Below are 19545 nucleotides of genomic sequence, written 5' to 3'. Positions count from 1 at the left end.
TAGTGTATAAAGTGCTGTTTTTTTTTATAATTTTTAGACTTTAAGCACATTGCATTTTCCCAATAAGCTACAATGTATTACTTTTGTAATCCGCGTAAATAAAATTTAATAGAAGTCGATGCAAAAAATCACAAAAGAGGTTTACCTCAAATGGTACGAAGACATGTTATTCTGGAGAAAGTTTGAAGACAAACTAGCTGCTGTTTACATTCAACAAAAAGTAAGAGGATTTCTTCATTTATATAACGGTCAAGAAGCTGTTTTAGCAGGTGCTTTGCATGCTATGGACTTGACTAAAGATAAAATGATTACTGCTTATAGAAACCACGTTCAGCCAATAGGCATGGGTGTAGATCCAAGACGTGTTATGGCAGAATTATATGGAAAAGCTACAGGAACATCTAAGGGTATGGGTGGTTCAATGCATATCTTTTCAAAAGAACACCGTTTTTATGGAGGTCATGGTATTGTTGGAGGTCAGATTCCTTTAGGTGCTGGTATTGCATTTGGTGATAAATATCATGATGTTGATGGGGTTACTTTATGTTGTTTTGGTGATGGTGCCGCTAGGCAAGGGTCACTTCATGAAACATTTAACTTGGCAATGCTTTGGAATCTTCCAGTCGTATTTGTTTGTGAAAACAATGGATATGCTATGGGTACATCTGTAGAACGAACTGCAAATCATACTGAAATTTGGAAATTAGGTTTAGGTTATAATATGCCATGTGGCCCTGTTGACGGGATGAACCCTATTAAAGTGGCCGAAGCTTTTGATGAGGCTATCCAACGTGCACGTCGTGGTGATGGACCAACATTCTTAGAATTGAAAACGTACCGTTACCGTGGGCACTCTATGAGTGATGCACAGCACTATAGAACGAAAGACGAGGTTGAGGAATATAAGAAAATCGACCCTATTACTCAGGTGAAAGATATAATTCTTGAAAAGAAATACGCTACTGAAGCAGATATTAAAGTAATTGATAAGCGTGTAAAAGATTTAGTGGCTGAATGTGAAAAATTTGCAGAGGAATCTCCATATCCAGAAACACAACAACTTTACGATATGGTTTACGAACAAGAAGATTATCCATTTATTAAACACAAAATATAAGTTATGGCAGAAATTATAAATATGCCGCGTTTAAGCGATACGATGGAAGAAGGAACTGTTGCTACTTGGTTGAAAAAAGTGGGTGACAAAATTAGTGAAGGTGATATTTTAGCCGAAATTGAAACCGATAAAGCTACTATGGAGTTTGAATCGTTTCATGAAGGAACATTGCTTTATATAGGTATTCAAGAAGGTGAAACAACTAAGGTTGACGAACTTTTAGCTATTATTGGTGATGAAGGTGAAGATATTTCAGGTTTATTAAACGGTGGAGAAAGTGCTTCTAAAGAAGCTGCTGCTCCTGAAGCTAAAGCAGAAGAATCAACTAAAACAGAAAAAGCCGAAGAGACTTTTGCAAAAGAAGAAGCTCCAGCTAAAGCGGAATTACCAGAGGGTGTTATTGTGGTTACCATGCCACGTTTAAGTGATACCATGGAAGAGGGAACTGTTGCTACATGGCTTAAAAAAATAGGCGATAAAGTTTCGGAAGGTGATATTCTAGCTGAAATTGAAACCGATAAAGCGACTATGGAATTTGAATCATTCCAATCGGGTACTTTATTGCACATAGGATTACAAGAAGGAGAATCGGCAAAAGTAGATTCATTATTAGCCATTATAGGACCTGCAGGAACAGATGTTTCTGGTGTTGCTGCTAATTTCTCAACATCAGCGCCTGCTAAAAAAGAAGACGCCCCTAAAAAGGAAGCGCCTAAGGCAGAAGCAAAAGCTGAGGCTCCTAAAGCGGAAACTAAAGTATCAAAACCTGTTGCATCATCAACTTCAAATGGTCGTTTATTTATATCACCGTTAGCTAAAAAAATAGCAGAAGAGAAAGGTATTAACTTGTCGCAAGTACAAGGTTCTGGTGAAAACGGACGCATTGTAAAAACCGATATAGAAAACTTTGTTCCTGCGGCTGCAGGTGCTTCAGTTGGTAAATTTGTACCTGCCGGTCAAGAAGATTTTGAAGATGTTGCTAACTCGCAAATGCGTAAAGCGATTGCAAAAGCACTTACAAATTCTAAGTTTACTGCACCACATTATTACTTAAGTGTCGAGTTTGATATGGAAAATGCCATTTCATTTCGTACACAATTCAATAGCATTCCCGATACTAAAATTTCTTATAACGATATTGTAGTTAAGGCTTGTGCTTTAGCATTAAAGCAACATCCTCAGGTAAACTCACAATGGTTTGCAGATAAAATGCGCTTGAATAACCATGTACATATTGGTGTTGCAGTTGCAGTTCCAGATGGATTGGTTGTGCCAGTAGTGAAATTTGCAAATGAGCAATCATTGCCACAGATTGGTGCAGCTGTTAGAGATCTTGCAGGTAAAGCAAAAAATAAAAAGCTAACACCTCAAGAAATGGAAGGTAGTACGTTTACAGTTTCTAACTTAGGTATGTTTGGTATCGATACGTTTACGTCAATTATCAATCAACCAAATTCTGCGATACTTTCTGTTGGAAATATTGTTGAAAAACCAGTAGTTAAAAACGGACAAATTGTAGTTGGAAATACAATGAAACTATCTTTAGCTTGTGACCACAGAACGGTTGATGGTGCTACGGGAGCTCAATTCCTTCAAACGTTGAAAGGATATATTGAAAACCCTGTAACTATGTTGGTTTAAAAAATCAAGGATGATTAGCCCTAAAAAAACCGATACAATTATTAGACAAAAATAGAATTATTTAAACAGCATCAAAAACGTTTTTGATGCTGTTTTTAGTTTTATTCTGTTGGGTTTGCGTCAAAAGGAGCTACAAGAGCAATAAATAGAACACAAGGGCCACTATCTAAACATTTTGCTTTGTGAGGCTTACCTGCGGGACCGTAAGCATAACTCCCCGCTTTTAATAGTCGTGTTGCCTCACCTTCATAAGTTACCTCTAGCTCTCCTGTAATGAGTACCATGCGTTCTGGTGAATTATGTGTATGGCTAATAACACTTGTATTGGGCTCTATTTTAAAGAAAAAATCTAAATTAGGCTTAGATATATCTCCATTTAAAATAGTAAAAGAACAATTCGGGAAAAAATCGGGTGCTTGATGCCAAATAAGGTCGGTGTCGTTTATAGTATTTACAATTGATATTTCTGATTTAACATTTGTTGAAGTTTGGGCACAAAGGCTAATACTAGTGAGTATAAAAAAAGTCAGACAGAAACAGGTGAGTTTAAATTTTGATGTTTTCATGATAAGATATTTTTATTATTTAAATAGATTATTATGTTTTATTAGGCAGGTTTTATATTCTGATTTACGCTGAATAAATTATTCGGATCATACCTCTTCTTTATTTTCGATAATCGCAAATAATTATGTCTATAACTTGCTTGAACACGTTCTTGTCCTTCATCCATCATAAAATTTGAATAAGCACCTCCAGATGAATAGGGGTGGAGTGCCTCCCAATAATTTTTACACCAGTTTGTGATTTTTTCAGCATCTTTTGGTTCGGGAGAAACACCAACAATAACGCCTGCGTATTTCGCATCTCGATATGCCCAAGGTGTTTCTTCTGCTCCAACACGACTTGCTGCACCACTTATTGGATATAAATGCATTTGAGATAGTGGTGTTGGAATACGCGATCCGAATTTTAAATGTTGTGCACTCACTTCAGAACCAAGTTCATTAAAGAAATCTGCTCTCCAGTACCATTGTAAACCTGGAGGCATTAACCCATCAAACAATGTTTGTATAGACGGATAGGGCATTTCACCTACATGTTCAAAAATAGGGTTTAAATCCATAGCAGGTTTTATTAGTTTGTTGAATTCTTGCAGGCTACCAGTATAACACCATACAATACCACAATATTGATTTCCGTGTAAAAAATCGGGAAATGGTGGTCCGGGAATAATCATTGTGGCTATAAATCCATTTAGTTCGTCTGGCGCGTTATTAATAAATTTATGATACCATGACATGATTTCTTCCGTTCGTTCTATAGGCCACAAAGTTGGTCCGCCAATAACTGTTTTGACTTTATGGGCTTGAAATTTAAAGGAAGTAACAATGCCAAAATTTCCGCCTCCACCACGAATAGCCCAAAATAAATCGGGGTTTTGATTTTTATTGACGGTTATAAAAGAACCATCCGCTAGAACCATATCGGCTTCTAAAAGGTTATCTATGGTTAGTCCATATTTTCGTGATAAATGCCCTATGCCACCACCAAGAGTTAATCCACCAACACCTGTAGTGGAAATAATGCCAGCAGGAATAGCTAAACCAAAAGGATGTGTGGCATGGTCTACTTCTCCCCAAAGGTTTCCGCCACCAACTCTTACGGTATTATTGGATGTGTCTACACGAACATATTTTATTCCTGATAAATCTATAACCAATCCATCGTCACATAAACCCAGTCCGCCACCATTATGCCCGCCACCTCGCACTGCAATTAATAAATTGTTCTCTCGCCCAAAGGCTACAGATGCCATAACGTCGGCTACATCTAAGCACAAAGCAATCATGCCAGGGTGCTTATTTATCATACCATTGTATACCTTTCGTGTTTTATCGTAACTATCATCTTTAGGCATTACAACTTTTCCTTTCAGTTTTGATGTGAAGGTTTCAATAAGTGAAGGATCTAAATTTTTAACTTGATTTTTCATTTTAGGTTGATTTACTTTATTGTTATTTAGAAATTATCATACTCTTCAAAGACCATAAAATTGCTAGAACATCTTTTTTAGTTTCTTCATCAATACTGTTTTTGTCTAAAGCCATAAAAATGTCGTCTATAACGTGCATATATTCTTCTGGACTTATATTCATACCGGTATGTGCAGTTACCATGTCTTTTCCCTTATATGTTACTGGGCCACCGCTACCAGCACTAAAAAAATCAATGGTGTGTTGCTTTATAATGGCTAAATGTTGCGGTTTGTCTTTGTAAGGAAGGAATCTCGCGCTTACATGGGGATTATTCATATGGTTTTCAACCGTATCGTCTACAATGTTAGAAATGCCATCTCTACTTCCTAATCGTTCAAAAAGTGTCTTTGTCATAATGTTAAGTATTGGTTGTCTATCAAAATTATGGATAGATAACAAAGAACACTTACAGTTTTAATCCAAAAAACAGCAATTTTGAATCATTAGTATTATTTTTAAGAATGAAGACTTAAGATGGGTGTTGCTGAATATATTTTGAAGGTAACACCCCAAATTTATTTTTGAAACAAGTAGAAAAATAGGCGGGGCTATTAAAACCAGTTTCAAAAGCTATTTCAGAGATGTTCCCCTTTTGGTCGTGGAGCGCTTTGAGTGCTTTTTGCAATTTATAATCTGCAATAAAGTTGTTTGGCGATTTTCCTGTGAGACTTTTAAGTTTTCTGTTAAGTTGTGATTTGCTAAAACCCAATGTTGTGCTAAAATCGTTGACATTAAAATCTGGTTTATTCCAAATAGTAGACACAAATTCCATTAAACTTGTTAAGAATTTTTCTTCCTTTTTGTTTACAGATCTTATGTATTCTTTATTGATGAGTTCGTTTCTATTCTCACTTTCATAGAGCGATTTCACTTCGGAGGTAATGACTATTTGATTGTCTACAATTTCACATAATAGTTTTGCTAATGTTATGGTTTCTTCAAAAAGGGAATCTTTATTGGTAACGGGAACACCAGAGCTAATTCCAATATTTAACCTTTTTATGGAAGTGTTGTGTTCTGTGGTAATATATTTGAAATCGTGCTGAATTTTTAATGCGCATAAAATCGCTTTTGTAACAGATATGAAGGATGCCAAATAGCTATTGTTGTCTTGTTTTACAATATTTCCTTCAAATCTTTTAAAGGATTTTGTAGCACTATTATGAAATTTTTGGGCAAATAAATTAAACTGATTTTCTTCAAGCCTAGGCAAATAATCGCTGATTTTAATAAGCATAATAACTCTGAAAGCGGGGTCGTTAATAATATTTAATGCTGTATTTTGCGATTTTTTAGGATCTTCAATACGCCCTAAAAAAGATTCTACTATGTTTTTACTTACTTCTATAATTCTGTGGGGTACTTCGCCATGGGCATTATTATGCATGTCTTGGATGGCCTTCTCATTTGGTGCTTCAATTAAGCAAAAAGCAGTTTTTCTTTGTTCATCGCACCAATAGGTCATGCCTTTACATCCATACAAATGTTGCACTTTTAAATCTTCTTGATGCATCTGCGCTACATGTTCGGCTGTAATTTCTTCAGGGATGTCATGACGATCCATATATATGGGCATAGTACGTGTTTTAATGTTAGTACAAGTTAGTGATATTTAGGGTTATAAGCTAATTTTGTGCATTTTACAATGAAACAAAAAATAATATTCAATTTTTTTTGTCATAAGGTTTTCTATCTTTAAACTCTAATATAAATTTATGAAAAATCTGGTTTTCTTTTTAGTGATAATTTTTGTAATTGCTTGTAAAAATTCAGCAGTTATAATTAATAATGAAGATTCAGGTAAAAACGTCATCCCAAATCCATTAAAAAAAGATGTTATTATAGCGCCTTTTTCAAAAACCATCAATAATAATTTGGCCACAAGTGAAGAGCTAAGGGAAATAGTAGCTTATTTAGCATCTGATGAATTGAAAGGAAGAGATATAGGATCTGAAGGTATTGAAAAAGCAGCTGTATATATTGAAAATATCTTCAAACAAAATAACATAGAGACCTATTTCAAAACTTATAGAGATAGCTTTAACTTAAAAGGTGTTGATGCTTATAATATTGTCGGTTTTATTGAGGGTAATGATGAAAATCTTAAAAACGAAGTGATTATAATAGGCGCACATTACGATCATATTGGTTCCGCTAAACAGGTTGGAGATGATACTATTGCCAATGGCGCCAACGATAATGCTGCTGGAACCAGTGGTGTTTTGGAAATTGCCGAATATTTTGCAACCACAAAAAATAATAAACGAAGCATCATGATTGCTTTGTTTTCTGCTGAAGAAAAAGGACTTAAAGGTTCTGAGCATTTAGCTAAAAAGTTGAAAGCTGAAAATATAGATTTGTACATCATGTTGAATTTTGAAATGATTGGTGTCCCTTTTAAAGTTCGTTCCTATGATGCATTTCTTACGGGGTACGATTTATCTAACATGTCTGCCAAAATAAATGAATACACCAATTCCAACCTCACAGGGTTTTCGGAAGTATCAAAAAAATATGATTTGTTTAAACATTCCGATAATTATGCCTTTTATCAAGAATTTAAGTTGCCTTGTCAAACTTTTTCAAGCTGTGATTTGTCCAATTACGATTATTATCACCATGTTGATGATGAAGCCGATAAATTAGATTATAGCCATATGGCGAGTTTAATTAATAAGATAATTCCAGCCATAGAAACCATGTGCAATACACCAACCAAAGAAATAAAAATGACTAATGAGTAAAAATATTATTATTACGGGAACAAGTAGAGGTATTGGCTATGAGTTGGTGCAGATTTTTGCCAAAGCAGGATATCAAGTTTTGGCGCTTTCGCGGAACGAAAAACCTATACAGGATTTAAAATTGAGAAATGTTACGGCATTTTCGTTGGACTTAAATGACGCCAAAGCTTATAAGAAAGTTGAAGATTTTATTGATAGCGATTGGGAGCAGGTTGATGTTTTAATCAATAATGCAGGTGTACTTATAAATAAACCTTTTTCTGAAATTTCTATGGATGATTTTGAAACCGTTTATAAAACCAATGTGTTTGGTGTAGCAGAATTAACCCGAATCGTTTTGCCTTTTACAAATAAAGACAGTCATGTAGTAACCATTAGCTCCATGGGAGGTGTGCAAGGTAGTATGAAGTTTCCAGGATTGGCAGCATATAGCTCCAGTAAAGCGGCAGTAATTACTTTAACCGAACTGTTAGCTGAAGAATATAAAGAAACAGGGCCAAGTTTTAACGTGTTGGCTTTAGGAGCGGTACAAACCGAAATGTTAGAAGAAGCCTTTCCTGGGTACATAGCATCAACATCTGCTTTGGAGATGGCACAATATATTTTTGATTTTTCGCTTAATGGTAACAAATATTACAATGGAAAGCTGTTACAGGTTTCTAATTCTACGCCTTAAACTTTTTAGTCGTTATTTTTCGTATTAAAACGGAAAACATAATTATAAGTAAATCTGTTTTATATATTTGTTAAATGAAGAATATTCTTTCGCTTGTTTTTTTATTGTGTTTTACAATTACTGGTTTTACACAAATAACTTTATCGCATAATGTTGGGAATATGCCTATTGATACTGGCATGCCTAATTGTGAATATGACGAATATTGGGCAAGAGTATTCACGCTTTCCGAATTCGGAATATCGACAGCTGAACAATTTATAATTAGATCGGGTCAGGTGGCTATTAGTAAATCTTATGAAGGCGCTAGATTAGGTATTGGTGTTTTTAGTATAGATTCCAATTTTCCAAATTCAAAACCTAAACCCTTAGGTAATGGCGCATTTGTAGAAACCCCTTATGTAGATGGTGTCCCACAAATCATTCAAATAGAATTTATGAAACCAATAGTTGTGCCTGCTGATGTTGAAAGGATATTGGTAGTGGCAAGTCAGTCGGATGACCATTATAATCCTAATTACACTGATATAGTTATTGCTGGAACTGAAGAAGATAATGATGTTTCTTGGTTTTCAGGTTGTCGGGAATATTATAATTATACTACCACTGATAAACTTAGTAAACCAGTACCTAATGCAAACTTTTATATAAATGTAACCGGGGAAAAGTTTAATAACAAGAGTTTAGGGGGAACCACTTCATTAACTCATAATGTTTGTGACCAGCCTGTTTGGATAAATCAATTTGGTCGTACAGGTGGAAGTATAAAATATTCTAGAGCTTTTATGTTAGAAGATTTTGGTGTTTCTAATAATGAAGAATTTATAATTAGTAATGGGCAAGCAGCTTTTTCGGCAGTAGGAGCTTGGGATGTTAGAATTCAATTTAATATTTATAAAATTGATTCCAATTTTCCTACTTCGTTTTCTACTACTGATTTAATAGGTAGTAGCCAAGTCTTAACGCTTCCTTATTCTAGTGATAGATATGATCCTGTAATTTTTAATATAGATTTTGAAAATCCAGTAATTATTCCAAAAGATGTAGATAGGATACTTGTTGAAGTTTTTCATTTACCTAGTACAGGTTACTCAGCATCATTTATAGCAGGTACAGAGTTTGGTAATGACGTTTCATGGTTAAGTAATGGGCTTTTTGCACCGTATCAATCTGTAAACTTAAATTATTACATTAATGTAACCGGAAACGTAAACCACGTAACAAATAATTTTGAAATAAACATTTCAAATATCTGTTCAGAGTTTTTAAAAGAGTTTAGTGTAGAAAATAAGGATAATGTGGCTTCTGTTGTTTGGGATTTTGGCGACCCCACTTCGGGTGCTACCAATATTTCAACAGATGTATCACCTTTCCATGATTTTTCACAAGATGGAACATATACAATTACTGCAACCGTTATAGGTAAAGATGGAAGTGTTGAGATTTTAACCGAAACGATTGATGTTACAGAACCACCCAATGTGTATGGCATCAATAATATTTATGCTTGCGAGGATAGTTTTGGAACTGGAATTTCATCATTATTTGATGTTTCAATGGTAGAACAGCAAATTTTGGGAGGACAAACAGGTAAGCAGGTAACATACATAGATGGTTCTGGTAAAACATATAATCAATTGCCAAACCCATTCACTAATTCCGTTAAAGATAGGGAAACTATTACTGTACGGGTATCTCATAGCAATAATCCATGTTGCTATTCTGAAACCACTTTCGATTTAATTGTAAATCCTTTGCCAAATACAAGCGTAATTTCAGATTTAATAGTTTGTGACGATGATAATGACGGTTTTACACTATTCAATCTTCAACCAGTAAAAACCAGCATTATTGGAACTGAAACCAACATACAAGTTGAATTTTACCATGAAAACGGCCAACAAATTCAAGAGCCATTAGGTACTATTAAAAACTTGGTTGTAAATGAAGAACTAATAACAGTTAGAGCAACAAACACGGATACAAAATGTTATACTGAAACAGCTTTTAAATTAATAGTTAACCCGCTTCCAATAGCAAATACTTTGCAAGAGCTAATTGGTTGTGGTGATAATAATGACGGTATTTCAGAATATTTTAATACTTTAAACGTAGAATCGCAAGTTTTGGGAAACCAAACAGGTATGGAAGTTACTTATTTTGAAACTAATGGAAATCAACTGCCAAGTCCATTACCTAATCCTTATACAAACACCATTGCTAACCAAGAAGCAATAACGGTAAGAATTACAAATAGTTTAACGGGTTGTTATACTGAAACGCCATTGGTTTTAAAAACAGCGACACAACCACGAATTAACAAACCACAAACATTATATGCATGCGATTTGGGTAATGGTTTTTCAAGTTTTAACACTTCCAATATAGAAACTGAACTTATTGGCAACCAAAACGGTTTAAAAATAATGTATTTTGATGCTAATGGAAATCAGCTGTCAAGTCCATTACCTACGTCATTTAAAAACACAAAAGCGTGGTCGCAAACAATTTATGTTAAGGTGGAAAACAAATTGAATAGCTTGTGTTTTTCTGAAACCAGTTTTGATTTGGTAGTAAATCAATTGCCAATAGTAACGATTGATGAAACTTATTTTTTATGTAACCTAGAACCTTTGCTATATGTAAATGTTGAAAGTAAATTTGATAGTTATCAATGGGAATACCAAGATGGAACCGGTATTTCAAATACATATGAAGCTAATTTAGTAAACGCAGGAAATTATACGCTCACAGTAGGAGAAGAAAAGAATGGGATTTATTGTGAAAACGACTTTGATTTTGAACTCATACGTTCTGTGCTTCCAAACATCACCAATGTTGAGTATAAAGAGTTATCCGATGAAAACTATATAAAAATAATAGCATCTGGAGATGGCGATTTTGAGTACTCTATCGATGGTGTTAATTACCAAACTAGTAATTTATTCAATAATATTTTAGGAGGAATTTATACGGTTTTTGTTAGAGATAAATTTGGTTGTGGTGAGGATTCAGAAAATGTAACAGTTATAGATTACCCCAAATATTTCACCCCAAATAATGATGGTTTTAATGATACTTGGCAAATTAAAGGAATCGCAAATTACCCAAATGCTGTAATCTTTATTTACGATAGGTATGGGAAACTTTTAAAACAACTTACAGCTAATAGAAGTGGTTGGGATGGAACTTATGCTGGGGAAAACATGGTGTCAAACGATTATTGGTTTACAGCTAAATTGAATAATGAAACGGAGTTTAAAGGACATTTTTCACTAAGGCTATAGTGATGAGCAAATACAAATGCATAATTTTTGATTGTGATGGCGTTTTGGTAGATAGCGAACCCATAAGCATACAAATATTAGTAGATATGGCAAACGGCTATGGCGCAAATATAGATTTGACCTATGGTATGAAACATTTTAAAGGCAGTTTCTTCGATGCTTGTAAAGCTAACATAGAGCAATTAACTAATAAAAAATTACCTGATACATTTCAAGAAGATTATAGACAACAAAGTTTTGAAGCTTTTAGAAAAGGGATAAAACCTGTTAAAGGCATAAATGAGGTTTTAAATAGTTTAGATTTGCCTTTTTGTGTTGCTTCAAGTGGACCAGAAGATAAAATTAAACTTAATTTAGGGTTGGCAGGTTTATTACCTTATTTTGAGAACAAAATTTTTAGTTGCTATACCATTCAAAAATGGAAACCAGATCCAGCGGTATTTTTATGGGCAGCAGATACTATGGGTTTTAAACCAAGTGAATCTTTGGTTATAGAAGACAGTCTGTCTGGAGTAAAGGCAGCAAAAAGTGGTGGTTTTGATGTGTTTGGTTTTACAGCGCATGATTATAATAATGAGTTAGAAGCAGAAGCTACCAAAACGTTTAATAGTATGGATGAACTTTTGAAAATAATGTACTAATATTTTTAGATGGCTACAAAAATGTATAAGTTAGTCTCTATTAAATTTTTATTTCAAAAAATAAGAAAATGTCTGTGAAATTAAGCGTTATTATTCCAATTTACAATGCCGAGTCATTTATATATAAATCGATTACTCAATTAATTGAATGGAAGAAAAATATTGAATATGAAGTTGAAATTATTTTTGTAAACGATGGTAGTAAAGATAATACCAAAAACATATTAGAAAGTTTCATAGAAAAAGATAACTCTTTAAAACTAATATCCTATTCTAAAAACCAAGGAAAAGGTTTTGCGGTTAAAACAGGAATGTTGGAAGCAAATGGAGAATTTAGAATTTTTACTGATGCAGATATTCCATACGGCTTAACTGTTTTTGATAGAATTCTTTATTATCTTGATTTTAAAGAATTTGATGTATGTATTGGGAATAGAAAGTCTGTTGACTCTCATAGTGTTTTAAAAATGACATTTCTTCGAAAATTATCCAGTAAAATATTTACAATATTAATATTCAGATATGTTGTAACAGGAGTGAGTGATACACAATGTGGTTTGAAAGGATTTAGAGCTGAAATTGCAGAAAGATTGTTTTCAGATATTCAAGTAAAAGGATTTGCATTTGATGTTGAAGCACTATATTTATCTTATAAATATGATTTTGAAATAAAAAGAATTCCTGTTAAATTTGAAGGAAACAATATTTCAACAATTAATTTGTTTCATGCTTCAACAAATATGCTTTGGGATGTTTTATGTTTACCAATAAGATATCATTTTTTCAAAAAGCATTAATAGTATGAGACTGTCAACAAACTTAGAATCTAATTATAAAAATAATTAATTAGTTAGCGTTTAGTAAATTCTTTTTTTAAAACGTCAATTAGATTGATAACTATAGAGTTGTCTGTATTGTATTTTTCTCCCAATTCGTATACTTCAATTTTATTTATTTCAAACTGTTCTTTTTCTAAACCTAAAGAATCTAACCGTTCTTTGAGTATTTGTCTAAACAAAGGCTCAGGTGCCCAGGGTTTAACGGATGATAAATGACCGAACTCATCTGCAGATTCTTGTTTGTAAAAACCATAATCTTGAAGAAAATTAGGTTTTGGTTTAATAATGATGATTTTCTTTGTGTTATTTAAAGGAATATTGGTATAAGCTTTTTTTATGGCAAGATGCTCTTTGTTTTGAACTCTTGTTATGTAATAATTTAGATTTATAGAGCTACATATTATAAGTATAAGCACTAAGGTTAACGATAATTTTTTAAAAATGCTTTTACATAAACTTAAACTATAAAAAAAACAAAATTGGTAAAACAATACAATTACAGCAGTAGGAGCTATAGTTCTACTGCAAACAAAAGTTTGTGACGATAATAAATTAGGTAAATAACTAAGTGGTAAAACTAAAATTAAGCATGAAACCTTGAAATAAAATTGAGGAATTTTAGATCTCTTTTGATACAGTAAATATAAAAACCCTAAAAAGCTTGAAGCGCCAATAATTAAAAAGAAAATAGGTGCTACCAAAAAACCACTGCCTTTAAATACCAATCTTAATTCTCTTAAGTAAAAGAGAATTACTTTTAAAGGTAATTTTAATAAATCTAATTTAGTTCTATTAGTAGGTTCTAATCCATATAAAAACAATGAAGTTTTAAAAACAATAAAATAAATACTAAAAGAAATTGCTATAAAAATTAATATAGAAATCAATTTTTTAATACTGAAATCGCGATTAATTAAAGATGAAAAAACGATTGGTATAAGGAATGCGGTTATTGCAGATTGGTAGATACACAAAGATATTACAACAATAAGTAAAGAAACAAAATAGTAAAGTATTCTATGTTTTTTTGAATAAAATGCCTTTATAAGGAGTGTTCCCGCAAAAAAATTGAGGCATAGTAAAACAGGAATTTCCAATGTGCAGCTCCAACTGTAATAAGTAGAAAAAGAGGGTAGGGTTAAGATAAGAAAAGAAAATAAAGCCGATTCATTTACTTTTTTAGTTAATTTTAATAAATAAGTGAATACTTGAATTGAAAAAAAAACACAGCTTAATAAAGCAAATAGTCTTACCCATTTTAAATCGGCTATTGTATTGCACAAAGAACCGTAAACAAATTCACTAATAATACCAAATAAAAACCTGCCTCCTTGTATAAATTCATTTTGAAATTTAGGGTTTTTATACGCAGTCCAAATGTACTCATTAGCATCAAGAAAAGCATATTCTTTAAAAATGCCTAAATTTAATAGTAGGCATCCAATTAGTGAGCCTATGCTGTAAGCCAGTATTGGTTTAGTTTTTATAATCAATTTAATATTGGCTATAAATTTTGAAACTAATTTTAACATAACATTCTGCAAATCTTAAAACTACTTTTAAGATCAATAGTTAGAATATAGATCTTTTAGTATTTATGTTGAATAATTTTCTGTAAATCTATTGTTTTTTCATACAAAATCAATTCTTTTTAATTTAAAGAATTCCTGTATTTTTGTGGTAATGCAAAACAAACTTCAAGATTATATTTCACCAAAAGTATTGCCGCAAGTTTTAAAACTTTTAGAGCACGATCATTTGGATGTAAAAGTTAAAAATGAACGTAAAACCCGTCATGGTGATTATATGCGTTTACCAAATGGGAAGCATCAAATTACCATCAATTCCAATTTAAACGAGTACCGTTTTTTAATAACCTTAATTCACGAAATTGCTCATTTTGAAGCTTATAAAGCCTATGGGCGTTTTATAAAACCGCATGGCATAGAATGGAAAAAAACCTTTCAGCATTTAATGTTGCCGTTTTTAAATCCTGAAATTTTCCCAATAGAATTATTGCCGCTTTTAGCGAAACATTTTAAAAGCCCCAAGGCATCTAGTGATAGTGATGTTGTATTAGCCTTAGCATTAAAACAATTTGATGAACCTAATAATAAAACCTTTATTTTTGAAGTACCGCTGGGGCAAACTTTTAAATTATACAACGGTAAAGTATTTAAAATGGGCGTAAAGCGAACCAAACGATTTGAATGTGTTGAGGTTAAAACAGGACGTTTGTATCTTTTTAATCCCAATGCAGAAGTAGAACTAATTCCTTCGAAAGTAGGAATCTTATAATAAAAAGCATGAATAACAAAAATTATTACGCCATATTAATGGCAGGTGGGGTAGGCTCACGTTTTTGGCCAGTAAGCACAGAAGCATTTCCAAAGCAGTTTCACGATATGTTAGGAACGGGCGATACCTTAATACAAAAAACCTTTCAAAGATTATCACATTTAATCCCGAAGGAGAATATTTTTATATTAACCAACGAACGTTATAATGATTTGGTTTTTGAACAACTTCCAGAAGTTACCCAACGCCAAGTGGTGTTAGAGCCCGCCATGCGAAATACAGCACCTTGCATTTTATATGCTTCTTTAAAAATCCAAAAAGAAAATCCTGATGCTGTCATGATAGTAGCACCGAGCGACCATTGGATTGAGGATGAAACAACCTTTGCCAAAAACGTACAACAGGCTTTTGAATTTTGTTCTAAAAGTAGTTCGTTAATGACACTTGGTATCCAACCTACATTCCCAAATACGGGATACGGTTATATTGAATTTGATAAAGTTTCTACAGATGATATAAAACCAGTGAATCAATTTAGAGAAAAACCAGATTACGAAACTGCTAAGCAATTTATTGCACAAGGAAACTTTTTATGGAACGCTGGTATTTTTATGTGGAGTGTTAAAAGTGTGGTTGAAGCTTTTAAAAATAATCAGCCTAATTTATATGCTCTTTTTGAAACGGGTATGAGTGCTTATAATACGAATTTAGAAGCCGATTTTATAAAGGAAAATTATCCGAAAGCAGAGAATGTTTCGGTAGATTATGCTATTATGGAAACCTCTAAAAATGTGTATGTTATTGCTGCAGAATTTGATTGGAACGATTTAGGAACCTGGGGAAGCTTATATGATAAACTAGATAAAGATACTACAGGTAATGCGGTGGTGCATGCCAGAACTTTAGCTGAAGATGCTTCAGGTAATATGATTAGAACCAAAAAAGATAAAATTGTAGTGGTTGATGGCTTGCAAGATTATATTATAGTTGATAAGGAAGATGTGTTGCTTATTTATCCAAAAACCAAAGAGCAGGATATTAAAAAAGTGCTTCAAAAAGTGAAGGATAAATTCGGAAAGCATTACGGATAATTTAGTGCTCTGTTTACAATGGTAATGTTCTGTAATTAATAGTAAATTTATCTATATTCGTGTATTAGTGGCTAATTTTTAAAATAATGGAAGAAAACAAGTTTAGTTTTTCTGAAGAAGAAAACAAATCTAATAATGATAAGGCAGTAGATAAGAGTAAAGAAGCGGTGAAAAAAGACGCCATAGGCTTATTAACAAGTGTAAAACGTTTTTTTAAAGATTTATTAGATTTCCGCGATGATACCGATCGTGATGCCACAATACAAGCTATAAAAAACGATATTCCGTTTAAAGGTGCTACAGCTTGGATTTTGGTCTGTTCTATTTTTGTGGCGTCCATTGGTCTGAATGCTAATTCTACAGCGGTTGTTATTGGAGCCATGTTAATTTCACCATTAATGGGGCCTATTTTAGGTATTGGTCTATCGGTATCTATTAATGATATTGATACGCTAAAAAAATCATTAGTCAATTTTGGAGTCATGATTTTCTTAAGTGTGCTAACGGCTTTTTTGTTTTTTTGGTTATTTCCATTAAGTGAAGAGTCTTCAGAATTATTAGCAAGAACACAGCCAGATATTCGCGATGTACTAATTGCCTTTTTTGGGGGGTTAGCCCTAATTATTGCACGTACTAAAAAGGGAACGATTGCTTCTGTAATTTTTGGTGTCGCTATTGCAACAGCTTTAATGCCCCCTTTGTGTACGGTGGGGTACGGGCTTTCGGTGGCTTTAGAAGAAGATTTTGCTAAGGGTATGGGCTTTGCCTTAGGTGCCATGTATTTGTTTACTATTAACACTATTTTTATTGCCCTAGCTACATTTATAGTAGTTAAGGTTTTAAGATTTCCAATGCTTAAATATGTTAATTCAGCTAAAAGAAGACGTACAGGTAGAATCGCCACTTTTTTGGCTATTATAGTAATGGTACCTGCTTTGTGGACTTTTGTAAAAGTGTTAAGTGAAAGTAGATTTGAAAGGGATGCTAGAAATTTTATAAATAAAGAGCTAAGTGCTTTGCCTCATGCAGATTATATAATTAAAAATTCCACTTATAAATATTCAGACAATGATAAGTTGTTGTCTTCTATTGAGTTGAATACCTTTGGGTTAGATGAAATACCAGAAAGTACTGTGGCTTTGCTTAAGGACAGGTTGAAAAATTATGATGCATTGAAAAGTACTAATTTAGTGCTAAATCAAAATAGAAGCAAGAATTTGGATAATTTGAAGTACATGGAACAAATTAGGTATCGAGATTCTATAGACATGCTATCGCAAGCACAAAAAATTATATTTCTTGAAGGGAAATTAAAAAGTTTGGCAAAACTGGAAGCACAACAAATTCCGTTTGACGCCTTAACAAAAGAAGTTCAAATTAATTATGAAGCTGTTTCTAGGTTGTCTTATTCAACAGTTATAACTTCAAATTTTTCAAAAATTGATACCCTTTCGGTTTTTACTGTTAAGTGGAATGAAAAGGCTGTAAAAGCTGCTGATATTTTGAAGCAACAAGATAAATTAGGAAGATGGTTGAAGCAACGTTTTAAATTAGATAGCTTAGTTGTTAAGCAAGAATAGTTGTTATTGCCTTTCTTCAATATACATCTGTCGCACTTTTTTCATTAATTCAGACGAATAAACAAAGTCGGTTACCACTTCGTTGTCCGTTTTAAAAATGGTTTTGTTAGAACCTTCCCAAGCTTTTAAGCCATTTTTCAAAAACACTATTTTCTCACCAATTTCCATAACCGAGTTCATGTCGTGCGAGTTTATTACGGTGGTAATATTGTATTCTTCGGTAATTTCTTTTATAAGATTGTCTATTACTATAGCGGTTTTTGGGTCTAATCCAGAGTTTGGTTCGTCACAAAACAAGTATTTTGGGTTGTTTACAATAGCTCTGGCAATAGCAACACGTTTTTGCATACCGCCGGAAGCTTCACTTGGTTTCTTTTTATGAGCGTCAGATAAATTAACACGGTTTAGAACAAAATTTACGCGGTCTTCCATTTCACTTTTGCTTTGTTTTGTAAACATTCTCAGTGGGAACATTACGTTTTCGGCAATCGTCATCGAATCAAATAAGGCACTTCCTTGGAACACCATACCAATATCACCCCGTAAATCGCGTTTTTCGTCTTCAGTTAATTTTGAAAAGGTTTTCCCATCGTATGTAATAGAACCTTCTTCATAATTAAATAGTCCTAACAAACATTTTAAAAATACGGTTTTCCCAGAGCCACTTTGCCCAATAATTAAATTTGTTTTTCCCTTATCAAAAGTAGTACTAATACCTTTTAAAACTTCAACACCACTAAACGACTTATGTAAATCTTTAACTTCTATCATTAGCTTAAAAGCATTTGAGTTAGGAAATAATTTAAAAGGATAATAACTACGCTGGTCCACACAAACGATGTGGTACTTGCTTTTCCTACTTCAAGGGCGCCACCTCTCATATAATAACCATGAAATGCTGGAATGGTTGCTAAAACAAAAGCGAAAACAAACGTTTTTATAAAAGCGTAGGTAATATGAAAAGGAATAAAATCTGTTTGGATACCAAAAATATAATCTTCTAACGAGCTAAAACCTCCATAAACACAAGCTGCCATACCACCAAGAATACCTAAAAACATACCAATAGCAATAGCAAAAGGATATAGCATTAAAGCAACCGCCTTTGGAAAAACCAAATAGTTTAATGAGTTTATTCCCATAACTTCTAAAGCGTCGATTTGTTCTGTAACTCTCATGGTTCCAATACTAGAAGTAATAAAAGAGCCCACTTTTCCTGCCATAATTATAGATGTAAAAGTAGGAGCGAATTCTAAAATTACCGATTGTCTGGTGGCAAATCCAACCAAATACCGAGGTATTAATGGGTTGCTAATGTTTAAAGCAGTTTGGATTGTAATAACACCGCCAACAAAAAACGATATAAAAGCTATGATGCCTAAAGAGCCTATAACTAAATCGTCAATATCTTTAAATATTAACTTTTTCATCACAGACCACTTGGTAGGTTTGCGAAACATTTCAGCAATCATCATAAAATAAGCACCAATATTATGTAGATAAGTCATAATCAATTTTAATAGTGCTAAAGTAAAAAAAACTTATAGGTATTTAACTTTAATTTTAAATTAAGATATTTTTAAAAGCTGTAT

17 protein-coding genes are annotated in these 19545 nt (G+C 33.0%); 10 read left to right on the top strand and 7 right to left on the bottom strand.

The genetic code is table 11. The features are described from left to right. The first annotated feature begins 118 nt into the window (after nucleotides 1–118). Together pdhA and VP395_RS04835 are read left to right on the top strand one after the other, a co-directional pair. Nucleotides 119–1117 (top strand): pyruvate dehydrogenase (acetyl-transferring) E1 component subunit alpha, encoded by a 999-nt coding sequence (gene pdhA, locus VP395_RS04840; protein WP_346240611.1) that lies wholly within the window; start codon nucleotides 119–121, stop codon nucleotides 1115–1117. 3 nt (nucleotides 1118–1120) lie between these two features. Beyond that, on the top strand, nucleotides 1121–2758 hold the full coding sequence (locus VP395_RS04835; RefSeq protein ID WP_346240610.1) for a pyruvate dehydrogenase complex dihydrolipoamide acetyltransferase: 1638 nt from the start codon (nucleotides 1121–1123) through the stop codon (nucleotides 2756–2758). A 101-nt stretch (nucleotides 2759–2859) separates the two neighbouring features. Here the strand turns inward: VP395_RS04835 and VP395_RS04830 are convergent, their stop codons facing one another. The 4 genes from VP395_RS04830 to VP395_RS04815 form a co-directional block, all read right to left on the bottom strand. Beyond that, the gene (locus VP395_RS04830; protein WP_346240609.1) at nucleotides 2860–3324 is read right to left on the bottom strand and encodes a cupin domain-containing protein; all 465 of its coding nucleotides are present in this window, start codon (nucleotides 3322–3324) and stop codon (nucleotides 2860–2862) included. Nucleotides 3325–3365: 41 nt separating this feature from the next. Continuing rightward, the gene (locus VP395_RS04825; protein ID WP_346240608.1) at nucleotides 3366–4754 is read right to left on the bottom strand and encodes an FAD-binding oxidoreductase; all 1389 of its coding nucleotides are present in this window, start codon (nucleotides 4752–4754) and stop codon (nucleotides 3366–3368) included. A gap of 22 nt (nucleotides 4755–4776) precedes the next feature. Continuing rightward, the gene (locus tag VP395_RS04820; RefSeq protein WP_346240607.1) at nucleotides 4777–5151 is read right to left on the bottom strand and encodes a group I truncated hemoglobin; all 375 of its coding nucleotides are present in this window, start codon (nucleotides 5149–5151) and stop codon (nucleotides 4777–4779) included. A 115-nt stretch (nucleotides 5152–5266) separates the two neighbouring features. After that, a complete protein-coding gene (locus VP395_RS04815) occupies nucleotides 5267–6373 on the bottom strand; it encodes a nickel-binding protein (protein ID WP_346240606.1) in 1107 nt (368 codons plus the stop codon). A 139-nt stretch (nucleotides 6374–6512) separates the two neighbouring features. On the opposite strand from VP395_RS04815, the gene VP395_RS04810 reads away from it, so the two are divergent. From VP395_RS04810 to VP395_RS04790, 5 genes are all read left to right on the top strand, one after another. Next, a complete protein-coding gene (locus tag VP395_RS04810) occupies nucleotides 6513–7541 on the top strand; it encodes a M28 family peptidase (protein WP_346240605.1) in 1029 nt (342 codons plus the stop codon). Further along, a complete protein-coding gene (locus tag VP395_RS04805) occupies nucleotides 7534–8217 on the top strand; it encodes an SDR family NAD(P)-dependent oxidoreductase (protein WP_346240603.1) in 684 nt (227 codons plus the stop codon). Before VP395_RS04810 ends, VP395_RS04805 begins: the two co-directional genes overlap by 8 nt. Nucleotides 8218–8291: 74 nt before the next feature. Next, nucleotides 8292–11504, top strand: coding sequence for a T9SS type B sorting domain-containing protein (locus tag VP395_RS04800; RefSeq protein WP_346240602.1), 3213 nt, complete (start codon nucleotides 8292–8294; stop codon nucleotides 11502–11504). A gap of 2 nt (nucleotides 11505–11506) precedes the next feature. Continuing rightward, a complete protein-coding gene (locus VP395_RS04795; protein ID WP_346240601.1) occupies nucleotides 11507–12145 on the top strand; it encodes an HAD family hydrolase in 639 nt (212 codons plus the stop codon). A gap of 68 nt (nucleotides 12146–12213) precedes the next feature. Beyond that, nucleotides 12214–12942 (top strand): glycosyltransferase, encoded by a 729-nt coding sequence (locus VP395_RS04790; RefSeq protein WP_346240600.1) that lies wholly within the window; start codon nucleotides 12214–12216, stop codon nucleotides 12940–12942. A 53-nt stretch (nucleotides 12943–12995) separates the two neighbouring features. Here the strand turns inward: VP395_RS04790 and VP395_RS04785 are convergent, their stop codons facing one another. Further along, the gene (locus VP395_RS04785; protein WP_346240598.1) at nucleotides 12996–14516 is read right to left on the bottom strand and encodes a glucosyltransferase domain-containing protein; all 1521 of its coding nucleotides are present in this window, start codon (nucleotides 14514–14516) and stop codon (nucleotides 12996–12998) included. A gap of 151 nt (nucleotides 14517–14667) precedes the next feature. Between VP395_RS04785 and VP395_RS04780 the strand changes: the two genes are divergently transcribed. The 3 genes from VP395_RS04780 to VP395_RS04770 all read left to right on the top strand — a co-directional run bounded on the left by VP395_RS04780 (nucleotide 14668) and on the right by VP395_RS04770 (nucleotide 17953). Continuing rightward, nucleotides 14668–15282, top strand: coding sequence for a SprT-like domain-containing protein (locus VP395_RS04780; protein WP_346240596.1), 615 nt, complete (start codon nucleotides 14668–14670; stop codon nucleotides 15280–15282). Nucleotides 15283–15290: 8 nt separating this feature from the next. Beyond that, nucleotides 15291–16373 (top strand): mannose-1-phosphate guanylyltransferase, encoded by a 1083-nt coding sequence (locus VP395_RS04775; protein ID WP_346240594.1) that lies wholly within the window; start codon nucleotides 15291–15293, stop codon nucleotides 16371–16373. An 86-nt stretch (nucleotides 16374–16459) separates the two neighbouring features. After that, a complete protein-coding gene (locus VP395_RS04770) occupies nucleotides 16460–17953 on the top strand; it encodes a DUF389 domain-containing protein (protein WP_346240593.1) in 1494 nt (497 codons plus the stop codon). Nucleotides 17954–17956: 3 nt separating this feature from the next. Here VP395_RS04770 and VP395_RS04765 read toward each other — a convergent pair whose 3' ends face one another. Together VP395_RS04765 and VP395_RS04760 are read right to left on the bottom strand one after the other, a co-directional pair. Then, nucleotides 17957–18724: an ABC transporter ATP-binding protein gene (locus VP395_RS04765; protein ID WP_346240592.1), complete on the bottom strand. Its 768-nt coding sequence runs from the start codon at nucleotides 18722–18724 to the stop codon at nucleotides 17957–17959. Then, nucleotides 18724–19461 carry an MlaE family ABC transporter permease gene (locus VP395_RS04760; RefSeq protein ID WP_346240591.1) on the bottom strand — a complete coding sequence of 246 codons (738 nt, stop codon included), beginning with the start codon at nucleotides 19459–19461 and terminating at the stop codon, nucleotides 18724–18726. Before VP395_RS04760 ends, VP395_RS04765 begins: the two co-directional genes overlap by 1 nt. Nucleotides 19462–19545: the final 84 nt, after the last annotated feature.

The sequence above is a fragment of the Mariniflexile soesokkakense genome (assembly GCF_039650365.1).
GTDB lineage: Bacteria > Bacteroidota > Bacteroidia > Flavobacteriales > Flavobacteriaceae > Mariniflexile > Mariniflexile soesokkakense.
Note: the sequence above shows the minus strand (reverse complement) of the source record. Positions and strands in the feature narration are given on the sequence as shown.

Excerpts from the sequence above, each read along its gene's own strand:
- pdhA (WP_346240611.1), top strand. The coding sequence starts at position 119 with ATGCAAAAAATCACAAAAGAGGTTTACCTCAAATGGTACGAAGACATG.
- VP395_RS04835 (WP_346240610.1), top strand. The coding sequence starts at position 1,121 with ATGGCAGAAATTATAAATATGCCGCGTTTAAGCGATACGATGGAAGAA.
- VP395_RS04830 (WP_346240609.1), bottom strand. The coding sequence starts at position 3,324 with ATGAAAACATCAAAATTTAAACTCACCTGTTTCTGTCTGACTTTTTTT.
- VP395_RS04825 (WP_346240608.1), bottom strand. The coding sequence starts at position 4,754 with ATGAAAAATCAAGTTAAAAATTTAGATCCTTCACTTATTGAAACCTTC.
- VP395_RS04820 (WP_346240607.1), bottom strand. The coding sequence starts at position 5,151 with ATGACAAAGACACTTTTTGAACGATTAGGAAGTAGAGATGGCATTTCT.
- VP395_RS04815 (WP_346240606.1), bottom strand. The coding sequence starts at position 6,373 with ATGCCCATATATATGGATCGTCATGACATCCCTGAAGAAATTACAGCC.
- VP395_RS04810 (WP_346240605.1), top strand. The coding sequence starts at position 6,513 with ATGAAAAATCTGGTTTTCTTTTTAGTGATAATTTTTGTAATTGCTTGT.
- VP395_RS04805 (WP_346240603.1), top strand. The coding sequence starts at position 7,534 with ATGAGTAAAAATATTATTATTACGGGAACAAGTAGAGGTATTGGCTAT.
- VP395_RS04800 (WP_346240602.1), top strand. The coding sequence starts at position 8,292 with ATGAAGAATATTCTTTCGCTTGTTTTTTTATTGTGTTTTACAATTACT.
- VP395_RS04795 (WP_346240601.1), top strand. The coding sequence starts at position 11,507 with ATGAGCAAATACAAATGCATAATTTTTGATTGTGATGGCGTTTTGGTA.
- VP395_RS04790 (WP_346240600.1), top strand. The coding sequence starts at position 12,214 with ATGTCTGTGAAATTAAGCGTTATTATTCCAATTTACAATGCCGAGTCA.
- VP395_RS04785 (WP_346240598.1), bottom strand. The coding sequence starts at position 14,516 with ATGTTAAAATTAGTTTCAAAATTTATAGCCAATATTAAATTGATTATA.
- VP395_RS04780 (WP_346240596.1), top strand. The coding sequence starts at position 14,668 with ATGCAAAACAAACTTCAAGATTATATTTCACCAAAAGTATTGCCGCAA.
- VP395_RS04775 (WP_346240594.1), top strand. The coding sequence starts at position 15,291 with ATGAATAACAAAAATTATTACGCCATATTAATGGCAGGTGGGGTAGGC.
- VP395_RS04770 (WP_346240593.1), top strand. The coding sequence starts at position 16,460 with ATGGAAGAAAACAAGTTTAGTTTTTCTGAAGAAGAAAACAAATCTAAT.
- VP395_RS04765 (WP_346240592.1), bottom strand. The coding sequence starts at position 18,724 with ATGATAGAAGTTAAAGATTTACATAAGTCGTTTAGTGGTGTTGAAGTT.
- VP395_RS04760 (WP_346240591.1), bottom strand. The coding sequence starts at position 19,461 with ATGACTTATCTACATAATATTGGTGCTTATTTTATGATGATTGCTGAA.